Origin of the sequence: Acinetobacter tianfuensis (assembly GCF_003611465.1) — a bacterium.
In the GTDB taxonomy this organism is placed as follows: domain Bacteria; phylum Pseudomonadota; class Gammaproteobacteria; order Pseudomonadales; family Moraxellaceae; genus Acinetobacter; species Acinetobacter tianfuensis.
Genome location: NZ_RAXV01000008.1, coordinates 84,692 through 98,917, shown reverse-complemented (window position 1 = coordinate 98,917; position 14,226 = coordinate 84,692). Strand labels below are relative to the sequence as shown.

The 14,226-nt window shown below is 42.0% G+C and carries 12 protein-coding genes; 9 read left to right on the top strand and 3 right to left on the bottom strand.

Annotated elements, in window-relative coordinates; translation table 11 throughout:
* Positions 1 to 203 (top strand): hypothetical protein (locus D7V32_RS17455; RefSeq protein WP_213072543.1); only part of this gene is annotated, 203 nt, incomplete at its 5' end.
* A gap of 43 nt (positions 204 to 246) precedes the next feature.
* Here D7V32_RS17455 and D7V32_RS17690 read toward each other — a convergent pair.
* From D7V32_RS17690 to purL, 3 genes are all read right to left on the bottom strand, one after another.
* Positions 247 to 375, bottom strand: a complete 129-nt coding sequence (locus tag D7V32_RS17690; protein ID WP_257227276.1) for a KGW motif small protein — start codon at positions 373 to 375, stop codon at positions 247 to 249.
* Between the two features lie 271 nt (positions 376 to 646).
* On the bottom strand, positions 647 to 1,258 hold the full coding sequence (locus D7V32_RS05550) for a hypothetical protein (protein WP_120401914.1): 612 nt from the start codon (positions 1,256 to 1,258) through the stop codon (positions 647 to 649).
* A gap of 47 nt (positions 1,259 to 1,305) precedes the next feature.
* Positions 1,306 to 5,142, bottom strand: coding sequence for a phosphoribosylformylglycinamidine synthase (gene purL / locus D7V32_RS05545; protein WP_120401919.1), 3,837 nt, complete (start codon positions 5,140 to 5,142; stop codon positions 1,306 to 1,308).
* 727 nt (positions 5,143 to 5,869) lie between these two features.
* Between purL and D7V32_RS05540 the strand changes: the two genes are divergently transcribed.
* The 8 genes from D7V32_RS05540 (at position 5,870) to tolA (ending at position 13,595) form a co-directional block, all read left to right on the top strand.
* Positions 5,870 to 7,207 carry a deoxyguanosinetriphosphate triphosphohydrolase gene (locus D7V32_RS05540; protein ID WP_120401913.1) on the top strand — a complete coding sequence of 446 codons (1,338 nt, stop codon included), beginning with the start codon at positions 5,870 to 5,872 and terminating at the stop codon, positions 7,205 to 7,207.
* Between the two features lie 141 nt (positions 7,208 to 7,348).
* Complete coding sequence (gene ruvA / locus D7V32_RS05535; protein ID WP_120401912.1) at positions 7,349 to 7,951, top strand: Holliday junction branch migration protein RuvA; 603 nt, start codon at positions 7,349 to 7,351, stop codon at positions 7,949 to 7,951.
* A gap of 297 nt (positions 7,952 to 8,248) precedes the next feature.
* Positions 8,249 to 9,250, top strand: coding sequence for a Holliday junction branch migration DNA helicase RuvB (ruvB, locus tag D7V32_RS05530; protein ID WP_120401911.1), 1,002 nt, complete (start codon positions 8,249 to 8,251; stop codon positions 9,248 to 9,250).
* A 747-nt stretch (positions 9,251 to 9,997) separates the two neighbouring features.
* A complete protein-coding gene (locus D7V32_RS05525; RefSeq protein ID WP_120401910.1) occupies positions 9,998 to 10,381 on the top strand; it encodes a hypothetical protein in 384 nt (127 codons plus the stop codon).
* 487 nt (positions 10,382 to 10,868) lie between these two features.
* Positions 10,869 to 11,276, top strand: a complete 408-nt coding sequence (ybgC, locus tag D7V32_RS05520) for a tol-pal system-associated acyl-CoA thioesterase (RefSeq protein ID WP_120401909.1) — start codon at positions 10,869 to 10,871, stop codon at positions 11,274 to 11,276.
* Between the two features lie 25 nt (positions 11,277 to 11,301).
* Positions 11,302 to 12,000, top strand: coding sequence for a protein TolQ (gene tolQ / locus D7V32_RS05515; RefSeq protein ID WP_120401908.1), 699 nt, complete (start codon positions 11,302 to 11,304; stop codon positions 11,998 to 12,000).
* Complete coding sequence (gene tolR, locus D7V32_RS05510) at positions 12,000 to 12,449, top strand: protein TolR (RefSeq protein WP_120401907.1); 450 nt, start codon at positions 12,000 to 12,002, stop codon at positions 12,447 to 12,449. Before tolQ ends, tolR begins: the two co-directional genes overlap by 1 nt.
* Positions 12,450 to 12,452: 3 nt before the next feature.
* Positions 12,453 to 13,595, top strand: a complete 1,143-nt coding sequence (tolA, locus tag D7V32_RS05505) for a cell envelope integrity protein TolA (protein WP_120401906.1) — start codon at positions 12,453 to 12,455, stop codon at positions 13,593 to 13,595.
* Positions 13,596 to 14,226: the final 631 nt, after the last annotated feature.

Genomic DNA, 14,226 nt, shown 5'->3' with positions numbered 1-14,226 from the left:
AATTATCTAATAGGCTGCTAGATGAATTTGAACTTCTAGATGTTTTTGAATTAAATACTCAAGAAATAGTTAGCACTTCAAAGCAATCTAAATTAATTAATGACTCCACAACATTTATTAAAAACCAAATATCTCAACCACGTTATATTCTTCCATCTATTATTTTCATTTATATAACTCTGAACTACTTTTTCAACAAATAACACATAAAAAAACCGCCTCACGGCGGTTTCTATATTTCAAATATTACATCTGCAACGCATAACCCAAAACTAAAAACACCAACTGCAAACACACGACTGCACCAAAAAGCTTCCAGCCCTTTTTACGCAGTGCAGACTTATCAACTGCCGAATAATCTACTGTTTTAATCATGTCATCACCTCATCATGAGTGTTGATACTGAACTCGTTTAGTTATCCATCTTTCTTTTATTTTGCGTAGTTTTTGCATAGTTATTGCGCATAAATTACACACTAGCATGTTTCCACAAATATAAAAGCAAAATCTAAACCAAGTTCAGCATGGGAGACTGCAAAAGTTGCAGACACAAAAAACCACCAAATAGGTGGCATAATAATGAGGCATCTTAACCAATGTTTTAATATTTTTCCATAAGGTAAAATTAAGACATTATTTTACAATATTATTTACTACAAAAATTATTGTTAGCCAATGTCATTACGGTTCCATCCAAAGCCTGACTAAATGCTAAATGCGCTTTAAAACGTATTTTGGTATTCATGGTAATTGCACTAATATCTTTAACAACCGTCATTGCTTTAGGCAATTCATCTACTTGAAAACGTTCATAGATGCACCCTATTGCACGTGATTTCTCAAATGAAATATGTTTAACCTGCGCTAGGTTCTGTTTATCTACTAATAGGCTCTTTTGTAATTGCATCGCATATTGAGCGACTGCCCTTTGCTGCTGTATCTGCTTAAAATTTTGAGCGATATAAAGATCAATATCATCACGGACACCATTCAGATCTGCATCCGTACCCTTTAAATTACTATCAGTATTCAGCTGAAGTCGTCCGCTTCTTTTTTCCACTTCATGGAGCTGTACAACATTCTGTCGCCACATATACGCTTCACAGCCATTCAGAAAAATAATACTCGGAATAACAATAAGGGGAATTTTTACTAATTTTTGTAGATTCATAAGCGATCTATTTTTTATTTTAGCAATCCATCTTAAACGAAAAGCCAAGCCATTTAAAACGCTGAAAGATAAGTATCTCTTCGCCATAAAAAAAAGCCCCTTGCGGGGCTTTTTCAATTTGTTGATTAAATCAATTAACCAATAAATTTACGTGCATTACGGAACATACGTAACCATGCACCATCTTGATCCCAATCTTCAGGTTTCCAAGAATGCTGAATCGCACGGAAGTTACGTTCAGGGTGCGGCATCATAATCGTTGCACGGCCGTCTTTAGACGTTACACCTGAAATCGCTTCTGGCGAACCATTCGGGTTCATTGGGTAATGCTGCGTTGGGTTGCCTTGGCTATCTACATAACGCAAGATCACTTGATCGCCTGCATTCAATGCTGCAATGTTTTCCGCGCTAGCAACTACACGGCCTTCACCATGTGCAACAGCGATAGGAAGAATCGAACCTTCCATACCTTCTAACAATACAGAATTTGATTTTTCAACGCGTACGTTGACAGCACGCGCTTCAAACATCTCTGAAGTATTGCGGTGGAAACGAGGCCAAGCTTCTGCACCCGGAATTAATGGTGCAAGCTGAGACAGCATTTGACAGCCGTTACAGATACCTAGAGAGAAAGTTTCATCACGGTTGAAGAATTTCTCAAATTGGTCACGAAGTTTTGGATTGAACAATACAGATTTAGCCCAACCGCCGCCTGCGCCCAATACGTCACCGTAAGAGAAACCGCCACACGCAACTAGACCTTCAAAGTCATCAAGACTGATACGGCCAGCAAGCAAGTCGCTCATGTGTACGTCTACAGTGTTGAAGCCGACTTTATCGAATGCAGCAGCCATTTCTACATGGCCGTTTACACCTTGTTCACGCAGAATCACCATGTTTGGACGGCGTTCATTGATGTACGGTGCTTCGATTGGCTCGTTCAAATCAAATGTTGGTTTTGCAATTAAACCTGCATGTGATTTATCAGCGATTAACGCATATTCTTGATCCGCAGTTTCTACGTTGTCACGCAGACGTTGGATTTGATGTGACACTTCTGTCCATGCTTGCTGTAATTCAGCACGTTCTAAGCTCAAACCATTTACAGTTAAAGTATCTGTATCATTTACAGTACCTACAACTGCAATCGCATCTTTAAGGCTAGACGCTGCAACTTCAGCTTCTAATGCAGCCCAATCCGCTTTGCTGATTTGTAGCACTGCACCAATTTCTTCTGCAAACAAGCTTGCAGTAGATTGATCTTCAAGTGCTGCACCTAGACGTGAAGCAAACATCATTTCTGCAACAGTTGCCAATAGACCACCATCACCGATGTCATGGTAAGCCTTGATTAGACCACGGTTGTTCCAATCTTGAACCAATGCAAAGAATGCTTTGAAGTCATCGAAACTGTCTACGTCTGGTGTTACAGAACCGATTGCTTTATAAACCTGAGCAAGGATCGAACCGCCAAGACGGAATTGACCTTTAGAAAGATCGATACGTACCAGTACAGACTCGATATTTTTAAGTTCAGGTGTAAGTGTTTTGCGAACATCAGTCACAGGTGCAAATGCAGTGATTACGCCTGACATTGGAGAAGTTACAGATTTATCTTCGCCTTCGTCATTCCACGTTGTACGCATAGACAATGAGTCTTTACCCACTGGAATTGCGATACCTAGTGCAGGACACATTTCCATACCGATGGCTTTAACACCTTCGAATAGCGCTTGGTCTTCACCTTGTTGACCTGCAGCAGCCATCCAGTTTGCAGACAATTTAATGTCGCTGATCTGGTCGATTTTTGCAGACATGATGTTTGAAATCGATTCTGCTACAGATAAACGTGCAGAAGCAGCAGGATTCAACAACGCAACTGGTGGACGTTCACCCATTGCCATCGCTTCACCTGTATAGCCTACAAGGCTCGTCGTAGTTACTGCAGCGTCCGCTACAGGAACTTGCCACTTACCTACAAACTGATCGCGTGCAACCATGCCTGTAATCGAACGGTCACCAATGGTGATTAAGAACGACTTAGATGCAACAGTTGGGTTTTTAAGAACGCGGTAAATCGCATCTTTCAAATCTGTTACTGTTTCAGCAGTGAAGTCATCGCCTTTACGTTCAATTGTTTCATATGAACGGCTCATGCGCGGTGTACCGCCAAGCATTACTTGCATTGGCATATCCACAGCTTTGTTTTCAAACAATGGATCGTTCACTGTCAATTGACGCGCTTCAGTTGCTTCACCAAGTACGGCGAATGGGCAACGTTCACGTGCACATAGTGATTCAAATAATTCTAATGAGCTTGGACGGATTGCCAATACATAACGCTCTTGTGCTTCGTTCGACCAGATCTCCATTGGAGACATGCCTTTTTCCAATGATGGAATTTTACGAAGATCAAGAATTGCGCCTAACTCGTGATCGTTCACAAGTTCAGGCATTGCATTTGAGATACCGCCCGCACCCACGTCATGTACAGACACGATTGGGTTATGGTCTTCCATGCGCCAGCAGGCATCAATCACTTCTTGGCAACGGCGTTCCATTTCTGGGTTTTCACGCTGTACAGATGCGAAGTCTAGGTTTTCACCTAACTTACCGCTGTCTACAGAAGACGCTGCTCCACCGCCTAGACCGATCAGCATTGCAGGACCGCCAAGTACGATTAAAAGATCACCCGGTTGGATTGCATCTTTTTCAACGTGGTCAGGACGGATGTTACCGTAACCGCCGGCAATCATAATTGGCTTATGGAAGCCTTTTACATCACCATTTACATTTTGTTCAAATGTACGGAAGTAACCATTTAAAGCAGGGCGACCGAATTCGTTGTTAAACGCAGCGCCACCCAATGGGCCTTCAATCATAATTTGAAGCGGAGATGCCATACGAGACGGCTTGCCGTAGTTTTCTTCCCAAGGCTGTTCAAAGCCCGGAATGTTCAAGTTAGAAACAGTGAAACCTGTTAAACCTGCTTTTGGCTTACCGCCACGGCCTGTTGCGCCTTCATCACGGATTTCACCGCCTGAACCTGTCGCAGCACCCGCAAATGGAGCAATTGCTGTCGGATGGTTATGCGTTTCCACCTTCATTAAGATGTGAGCAGCTTGGCTCTTATATTTGTAAACGTGCTGACCTGTTTCTTCGTCTTTTTTCGGATAGAAACGTTGAGTGTCAAAGCCTACGATTACTGATGCGTTGTCTTTATATGCAGACAAAACGTCATCTGGAGATTCTTTATAGGTGTTTTTAATCATTTGGAACAATGACAATGGCTGAACTTCACCATCAATTGTCCATTCAGAACCAAAGATTTTATGACGGCAGTGCTCAGAGTTTGCTTGAGCAAACATCATCAGTTCGATGTCATGCGGATTACGGCCAAGCTTGTTAAACGCAGCAACTAAATAATCAATTTCTTCATCAGATAAAGCAAAACCAAACTCAGAGTTCGCTTTTACTAAAGCATCTTTACCCTGACCTAAAATGTCAATTGCATTTAGCGGCTTTGGTTCTGTTTCTGAGAATAATGCAGCAGCGTCATCAATCTGACTGAAAACACTTTCCGTCATACGGTCATGCAGCACTTGTTTTACTGCATCAGATACGTCTGAAATACCTTTTAAAGTAAACAAAACACCGCGTTCAAGGCGGTGTACAGGCGTATTGCAGTTGGCAAAAATATCTGTTGCCTTAGACGACCACGGTGAAATTGTACCTACGCGCGGTGTCACTAAAATTTGAACTTCATCACTTGCAGCCTGACGAACTTCAAACGATGCGCCATCGTTTAAAAGCTGTAAAGCAGATTGCTGTTGTTGCTCGTTGAGCGCTTGGTCAAATAGATAGACCAATTGACTTTCAATTTCTTGAACAGAACTAATCGAAGATAGACGTGTTAATAGTTGCGTTTTCTTAAAAGAAGAGTGTGCTGGTGCACCGGCCACGATAAACATGCTGATTTTGGCTCCACGGGCTGGTCTTTTGAACCAAGCCGCAATGTGACTTGAAGAGAGCGCATATTCTACTGTGAAAGCGGATTTTGAGCTAGTCATATCAGGCTTTAAAAAAGCTGAAATCTTTGTTTTAGATGCTCGATTTTCTTTGACTTTCAGTTTTAATCATGATTCGTAACAATTCAGTTATGTTATGAATAAATAAGTTTGACTATTTGCTGCAGTAAAAATCATTCCCCTTTTTTCAGCGTATATGCACAATTATGCTTATACATTGTACACCTAATATTAAATGAATGACTGCCTTTGTCAAAAGGCTCTATTTGCGTTGCAGACAATAGGAGTTCACATACAGCGCATAAAGTAAAAAAAAACTTAAAATGACAGAAAGAATCCATCCTCTCCAAATGATCAAATAATGATGATTTATCTATCATGTTCCTAAAACAATCAGTAAGGCGGCAGCGCCTAATTGATAAATTACTAGAAAATAACTTTTCTCATTTCAATAATTTTTAAGGTTATATTTCTGAGGTTCGACCAGCGCTATTCTTATTGCATTTTAAAATATAGATTCAAACGCCCAATGCATCAGTATATTTATTAAAGCGGCTTGAAAATTAAAACAAACATCATCCATTTAACAAGACAACTTATGTCGCCCTGCACTGGTACATTTTCAAGAAATTTGGCATGATGCATTCAGATCACCACTGAATAATGATAAATGGAACAAATGCGTTGGTTAGAGCTGCTTTCGACAGTTCGTATTGGCAGTAAAAAGCAAAGTTCAGAACAGGCTCGAAGCCCATTCCACAAAGATTATGACCGTATTATTTTCTCGCAAAGTTTTCGCCAGCTGAACCGAAAAACCCAAGTTCATCCGCTGACGCAGCATGACGGCATTCATACCCGCTTAACGCATTCACTTGAAGTTTCCTGCATTGGCCGCTCTCTTGGCATGCTGGCGGCAGAAAAAATTAAAGCTCAGCTTCCTGTATGGATTTCTCCAGCCGATGTCGGCGCCATTATTCAAGCGGCTTGCCTTGCGCATGATATTGGCAACCCGCCTTTTGGACATGCAGGCGAATATGCGATCCGCGAATGGTTCGATGATGCTTCGCATACCGACTTCCTGCAGGACCTCAGCCCAGAGCAGGAAGCCGACTTACGCCAATTTGAAGGCAATGCGCAAGGTCTGCGCCTGCTGACCAAAATTGACTACCATCCCAATGACGGCGGCATGCGCCTAACTTACGCAACGTTAGGGGCTTACTTAAAGTATCCATGGCTTTCGAAAACCATTGCATCTCAAGGTGATACTCCTGCCAGCAAACGCGCAAAGTTTGGCTGCTATCAATCTGAAAAAGAAATTCTGCAGCAAATTGCAGAACAGCTTGGCCTCATTCAGCTCGGTGACTTTCATTATTGCCGCCATCCGCTGACTTATTTACTCGAAGCAGCCGATGATATGTGCTACGCCCTGATTGATTTAGAAGATGGCATTATTCTGAATATGCTCAGCTATGAAGAAGTTGAACCAATCTTTCTAAATCTGATTGGCGACTATGGCATCCCTGCTGAACTTTCAATGAATACCACTTGGCAGCAAAAAATTGCAGCTTTGCGCGGCCGTGTCATGAAACGGCTAGTCGATGAAGTCACGACTGCTTTTGCCAAGCATCATGTTGAAATTCTATCTGGACAGCTGCAAGGCAGCCTGCTGGACTATTGCCCAAAGGATGTTGGCGAAGGCATTAACCGCGCAAAGAACTTAGCGCGGGATAAAATTTTTGAGCACCCGCAAAAAGCTGGACTCGAAATTATTGCCCATCAAAGTCTGCAAAATATATTAGATGCCTTTATTCCGCTCACTACGCCGCATAAAACACTAAGTTTTAAAGAACAGCGCCTGATGTCCATTTTACAGCGCTCTGGCACGCAGTTTAGCCATGATCATTATGAAAACATCATGATGGTGCTGGATATTATTTCCAAATTTTCAGATCATCAGGCATATAACTTGTCGCAAGAACTGCAAGGCAATAAAACAGGCCTCTTATAGTCTTTGCCTTGGATTTTTGGTAAATACTGCAGCATATGCATAAATACGCCGCATAAAATCAACTGAACAGCATCGGTATTTTGTAATTATGCATCATGCCGATTACTATGCTTTCCAACTACATAGAAGTGAATAAATTTAATGATCGGATGTCTAATTGGTGAGGTGCTTGCATTAGAAGCGCCAACAGTTCTTTTAAATGTAAATGGCGTGGGCTATGAAATAGACACCCCGCTTTCAACATTTTGCCAATTGCAAAAAGGACAAAAAGTCACTTTATGGACACACTTGGCTGTACGTGAAGATGCACAGCTGCTATACGGCTTTATCAACCCGCAAGAAAAAACCATTTTCCGCACCCTGATTAAAGTCAATGGGGTAGGTCCAAAAATGGCTTTGGGTATTTTATCTACACTCAGTGTCGAAATGCTCATTCATACTGTTGAAAATGGTGATGTTAAAACACTGGTCAAAGTCCCGGGCGTTGGCGCAAAAACAGCTGAACGTCTAATGATTGAACTGCGTGATCGCTTTAAAGCAATGTCAGCTGTATCTGTTCCAAGCAACTCTACAAGCCCGCAAATTCAATTTACAGGCAACTCAGCTGTGGCTGAGGCTGAAGCGGCTTTACAGTCTTTGGGCTACAAACCTGCTGAAGCCCAAAAACTGGTAAATGCGGCTAAAGGTGATTTCACTGAAGCCAGCGATATTATTCGCGCTGCACTTAAGTCGATGAATAAATAAGACGATAAAGACCAATTACAACTAGCTTGTGATACGCGTAAACGTCATTCGCAACTGTTCGAGGCAGGAAGCATAGGCATGATAATGTTTCTACGATATAGTTGATTCGCATCATCATTCGACGAGTTTTGCGAATGACAATGGTTTTGCTTACTTTTGCCGAATGAGAAATATATTTCGTAAGGTAAGGCGAACCGCAGGTTATTCCCTGAGTAAAAATATTATTGAAAAGACACTGTTATGCTTAGCAGCATGCTGCATGTTTTTTAGCAAATCGTATTAATTGAAGTCAAACTTATGCAAGACCGTCTCATCGGTGGTTCCGAAAAACCCGAAGATCATATCGACCGCGCCATCCGCCCAACCTCACTCGATGACTATATCGGTCAGCCTGTGGTTCGTGAACAAATGGAAATCTTTATTGGCGCTGCCCGCGGCCGTGAAGAAGCGCTGGATCATACCCTTATCTTTGGCCCGCCGGGTTTAGGTAAAACAACACTTGCCAATATTATTGCCCGTGAAATGGGCGGCAATCTAAAGTCCACTTCAGGCCCTGTCTTGGAACGCGCTGGCGATTTAGCAGCCATGCTGACCAATCTTGAAGAAGGCGACGTTTTATTTATTGATGAGATCCATCGTCTTTCTCCAGTCATTGAAGAAATTTTGTATCCTGCAATGGAAGACTACCAGCTGGATATTATGATTGGTGAAGGCCCTGCTGCCCGCTCAATCAAACTGGATTTACCGCCATTTACTTTAGTTGCGGCAACAACACGCGCAGGCTTGCTCACCTCTCCGCTTCGTGACCGTTTTGGTATTGTGCAGCGTTTAGAGTTTTATTCAGTTGAAGATCTCACACATATTGTCACCCGATCTGCAAATTTAATGGATGTGCCGATTACAGCTGCAGGCGCACAGGAAATTGCCCGCCGCGCTCGCGGCACACCGCGTATTGCAAACCGCTTATTACGCCGCGTTCGCGACTATGCTCAAGTGAAAGGCACAGGTGAAGTCACCCAAGATATGGCTCAGCGTGCACTGGATATGCTGAATGTTGATAAAGACGGCTTAGACACTTTGGACCGCCGCTACTTATCCATGCTGCTGGAACGCTTTGATGGCGGTCCTGCAGGTGTAGAAGCTTTAGCTGCTGCCATGGCAGAAGATTCAGGCACATTAGAAGATGTGATTGAGCCCTATCTTATCCAGCAAGGCTATGTCATGCGTACCGCACGCGGCCGTATTGCAACCAATATGGCATACTTGCAATTTGGCATGACACCGCCAGAACCTAAATAGTTAAACGCTTTTGTACAGCCCAAAACGAGACTTCAACTGCTATCCTTCAGTTGAAGTCTCGTTTATTTAAGATACATAGCGCCCATTCACCATCACAATAAACAGCAGTGTATAAAAAAACAAAGGCTTTGGGCTGATTTCAATCTATCAAAAGCAACAGCCCGCTTGCGTAAAGCGCACTTATAAATAGTATAAAAAAAATAGGGCTATAAAACATTCTGCCCCCCAAATAATAAACGCCAAAGCGGGTTAACTATCAAAAAACAGTCAGAACTTATGTATCTTGACACATCAGAGCGCTAATAATCTTGGCATCAGAAAATCATCACTATTTAAACTTTAAAGAATTATATCGCTGAGCATAAATTTGCGGGACCGCAATAATTTCCCTCCCGTTTTTATTTATCATTATTCAATAAAACTTCCTAAAAATCACAAAAACAGCCACTTAAAAACGTGATTCAATTTACATTTCATTACCGTTTATACAATTAATTTTACAAAATATTCATACTGGCTTGTTGTGTTTAGCACTTTGTTTGTTTAAGTTTATAAATGTGATGAACTTAACATTAATACTGTAAAGCGTTAAATAAACAGATCATTAAAATCATCAATATAAAAATAAAAAATAAGTTGTAATCCAAGCCAGATCAAAAGAAGCAACACCGGTGTTATGACTGTTCCCAATGTTTTCAGTACAGTCATAACACCGCTAACTTAAGATATTTATCAGGGATAACGGTCATGAAAAAAATTATATTTATTGCTGCCACGGCAATGTTTTCAACGGGGCTTTGGGCAAATGGGGCATGGAAGTGCGCCAACAGCATTGCAGAAGTGGCATGTCAGCAAGGAAATTGTACAGCTGCCCATACACCCGCAGACAGCTTTCTCATTTCCATTAAACATGACACGCAAGTTTCCGTTTGCGCTAAAAACAAATGCTGGCGCGGCAATACACAGCCGAATACCCGCGGAAATCTTGTGCTCTATCCAATTAAACAATTCAATTGGACAACCTTAGAACAGCCCGACAATGAATACACTCTTGCGGTAAATCAGCATAACAAAAATCTATCTATTCAAGGCGGAAACCGCAACTACCCATTGCAATGCGTACAGGCATAGACCAAAGAAGATTTAATTTTAATGATGACAATTATAGCACTGTGACCATTTTCCCAATCTAAAAATAAAATACAGGGTATGGTCGCACAGCTTAAACTTTTGCTTCATCGCATTTATTGTTCAATATTTACTGCACTCTTACTTCTTCTGCTTTTTAAATTATTCATCCATCTAATTTTAAAGAAATTTTTATTTATGTTCTGCAGTTAAGCTAAAGCTCATCTAAATAGCGCGGCACAATACAACGATACAAAGCATCCTGAAGATCTATTTTTATCCAAACATAAAAGCACAGCTTTCCCCCACAGCAAAAATTACAGTTTAGATTTGAAACCTTGTGCCATTGGACGGATTATTCAGAGTGCTAAACTGCCCCGCGTTACAGCGCTTGACCTTCAGCAATAAACACGTCAATTTGAACGGCATATAAAGCTTGCTGAATGAAAGCAATATTTAAGAAAATAGATTGAAAAAACGGGATACTCTCATGGCGAATCACTTCGAATTCAACATTCGTGTTTATATTGAAGATACAGATGCAGGCGGTATTGTTTACCACGCCAATCATATCCGCTTCATGGAGCGCGCCCGTACCGAATGGCTTCGCGCATCTGGCATCAGCCATTACTGGCACCAGAAAGATTATAATTTTGTCGTACACAAAATAAATGTAAAATATTCACGTCCAATCCTAATGGATGACCTCATTACGGTAACTGCACGTGTAGTTTCATGTAAAGCTACGTCATTTGTATTGCAACAAAATATTTATCGTGGTGAAATCATGCTTGCGTCAGGTGAGGTCGAATTGGCATGTATCAGTGCAGAAATGAGGCCTTGCCGCCTTCCTGAAGAAATTCGTGAACTGATTCTAAAAGAATTGGAACAAGATTAAAAAAATTAATTGGCTTAATGTAACTATGGCAACACAACTAGAATCTACTTTGCATGTCTCTGATCTTATTTTACAGGCGAGCCCTGTAGTCCAGCTGGTCATGCTTGCTCTCCTCTTAGCATCATTATACAGCTGGTACTTGATTGCCAAACTGCATCTAAGCTACAAAAAAGCCCAAGCCGAAGATGAACATTTTCAAAAAATCTTTTGGTCAGGCGCTGAATTAAACACCCTGTACAACAATGCTCAGCTAAACTCAAAACGTGTAGGCCTTGAAGATATTTTCTATCAAGGCTTAGGCGAATTTTTTAAGTTAAAGAAACGTCAAGCCGCAACAGCCCAAAGTATTGAAAGCACCGAACGAATTTTACGTGTTGGCCTAAGCCGTGACCAAAGCGGTTTAGAACAAGGCCTTGGCGCTTTAGCCAGCATCGGCTCTGTTGCGCCTTATGTCGGTTTATTCGGTACAGTCTGGGGCATTATGAATGCCTTTATTGGCCTTGCAGATGTTGACCAAGTGACATTAGCGACTGTTGCCCCTGGTATTGCCGAAGCGCTTATTGCAACGGCAATTGGCCTATTTGCAGCGATTCCAGCTGTATTGGCTTTTAACCATTTTACTGCCAAAGGTGAAGCCGTATATTCTGACCGCGCATTATTCGCAGAAGAAATGATTGCGCTGCTTCAGCGCCAATCTATCGGTACAGCTCAGGAAAATGACTAATGGCCATTCAGCGTTCTGGACGCTTCGAGCGTATTAAAAAACCGCTGAAAAGCGAGATGAATGTCGTTCCCTATATTGATGTCATGCTGGTATTGCTGGTTATTTTCATGGTCACAGCACCCATGATCACCAGCGGCATCAAAGTAGATTTGCCTCAGGCTAACGGCAACCCTATTGAATCTAAAGATGCGCCTGCAATGGTGACCTTAGATCAAAATGGACAATACTTTTTAGAATATAAACAGCATAAAGCGGAACCTTTAGAGTTATCTCAGCTAAAACAAATTTTAACCGAAGCTCAAATACAGGCTGAGGCCGAAAATAAACAGCTGCAAGTTGTCATTCGAGGCCACAGCAACCGTCCGTACGGTGACGTGATTGCACTGATGTCTAATTTGCAAGATGCTGGTTTAACTCAAGTTGGTTTGTTGACCGAGCCTTTAAAGTAACTTATGAAAGATTTTAAAAAGCCGCCATTTAAACAAAATACTGTCGCAATTGCCTTCACCTTAGGTGTGCATATTGTTGCGGTTGTGGGCTTGCTATATCTTGGCATGAGCAAACCGCCGGAACCGCCAAAACAAATTAAAACAGTCCTCATCAAACCTGAAGACTTAAAGCCAGTTACACGTGAAGAAACCGACTTCACTGAAACAGCGCATGAAAATGCAGCAAAAGAAATTACACAAACAGCAGAGCCGGCAGTTGAACCAGCTCCTGTTTTGCCGACAGCTGCCCCTATACCGCCCGCTCCTGCCGCTGCCCCTAACACACAAAAGTTAGATGCGCAAAAAGCAGCCCAGCAAGCTGAAGCCGCGGAACGTAAAGCAGCAGAAGATGCAAAACGTATAGAACAAAAGCGTGCAGCTCAAGAAGCAGCGCAACAAAAAGCACAGCAGGCAGCACAACAAAAAGCGCAAGCTGAAAAAACTGCACAAGCTAAAGCTGCTGCCGATGCAAAACGTAAAGCAGATATTGAAACGCAGCGCCAAGCTGAAAATGCTAAATTAAAAGCTGCTGCGGATGCAAAAGCCAAAGCTGCTGCTGATGCTAAAGCCAAAGCCGCTGCTGATGCTAAAGCCAAAGCTGCCGCGGATGCTAAAGCCAAAGCCGCTGCTGATGCTAAAGCCAAAGCCGCTGCTGATGCTAAAGCCAAAGCTGCCGCGGATGCTAAAGCCAAAGCTGCCGCGGATGCTAAAGCCAAAGCTGCCGCGGATGCTAAAGCAGATGCCGATGCACGTGAACGCGCGGCCGAAGAAGCCAAAGCCTCTTCTGCCCGTAAAGCGGCAGAGGAAGCTGCCCAGAAAAAAGCTGAAGCGAAGAAAATTGCCTCAACAGCAAAGCGTGATTTTGAAAATAAAATCCGCCGTGCTTGGGATACGCCTTCAGGTTCAATCGGTAAAACGGCTACTGCACGAATTAACCTCACAGAAAGCGGCGCAGTACGCTCTGTAGTGGTTACGTCTAGCGACCCAGACATGAAAGCCAGTATTGAAGCTGCAGTTCATGCCGCTGCTCCGTATCCAATGCCATCTGATCCAGATGCACGCCGTGAAGCCATGAGCATGACTTCAACATTCAGATCCTCAAATTAATATCAATCCCTTTGACTCTTCAAAGGGGTTTTTTATAGAACTAACCCTTCATCACGCGCCTATTTAAATTTTTCCTTTTATTTCCTGTAATATCTGGTTTATCGCTCACATTTACCAGCCAAACAGATAATCAAACCGCGGCTCTGAGTTAACCTGAAACAATAGCTGCGGCAAAAATCTGAAACTAAAAAAATTGCATCAGATACAAAAACAATAATACAGCAAACCATTCTCAAAAAATGGCAAGTTCTGCCAAATTCAACAGGTCAAAAAACCCAAGCAAGAATCATCCTGACACCGTCAGGTTCAATTCAAGCCATAGTCATTCACGGCATACCCAATCCAGCATTTTAAAGACAGTATTAAAAAGTCATTTATAGTTTTTGCGCTCTTTTGAGCTGCCTGAAAATCCCAGCAGTAAACATCAGCCTCAAGCCATTTATATTTCTTTTCAAACCAAATAGATCATGCTTTAAACGATTTTTTGTATTTTTAAAGAAAGAGTCATCATAAAATGTGAATATTGAGACATGAATTCACAGACGAATAACAGATTAATCATAATGTTGTGCTTTCAATATTTCAGAAACATGCCATTATGTGACAGATTCACACCAACAAAAATTTATTG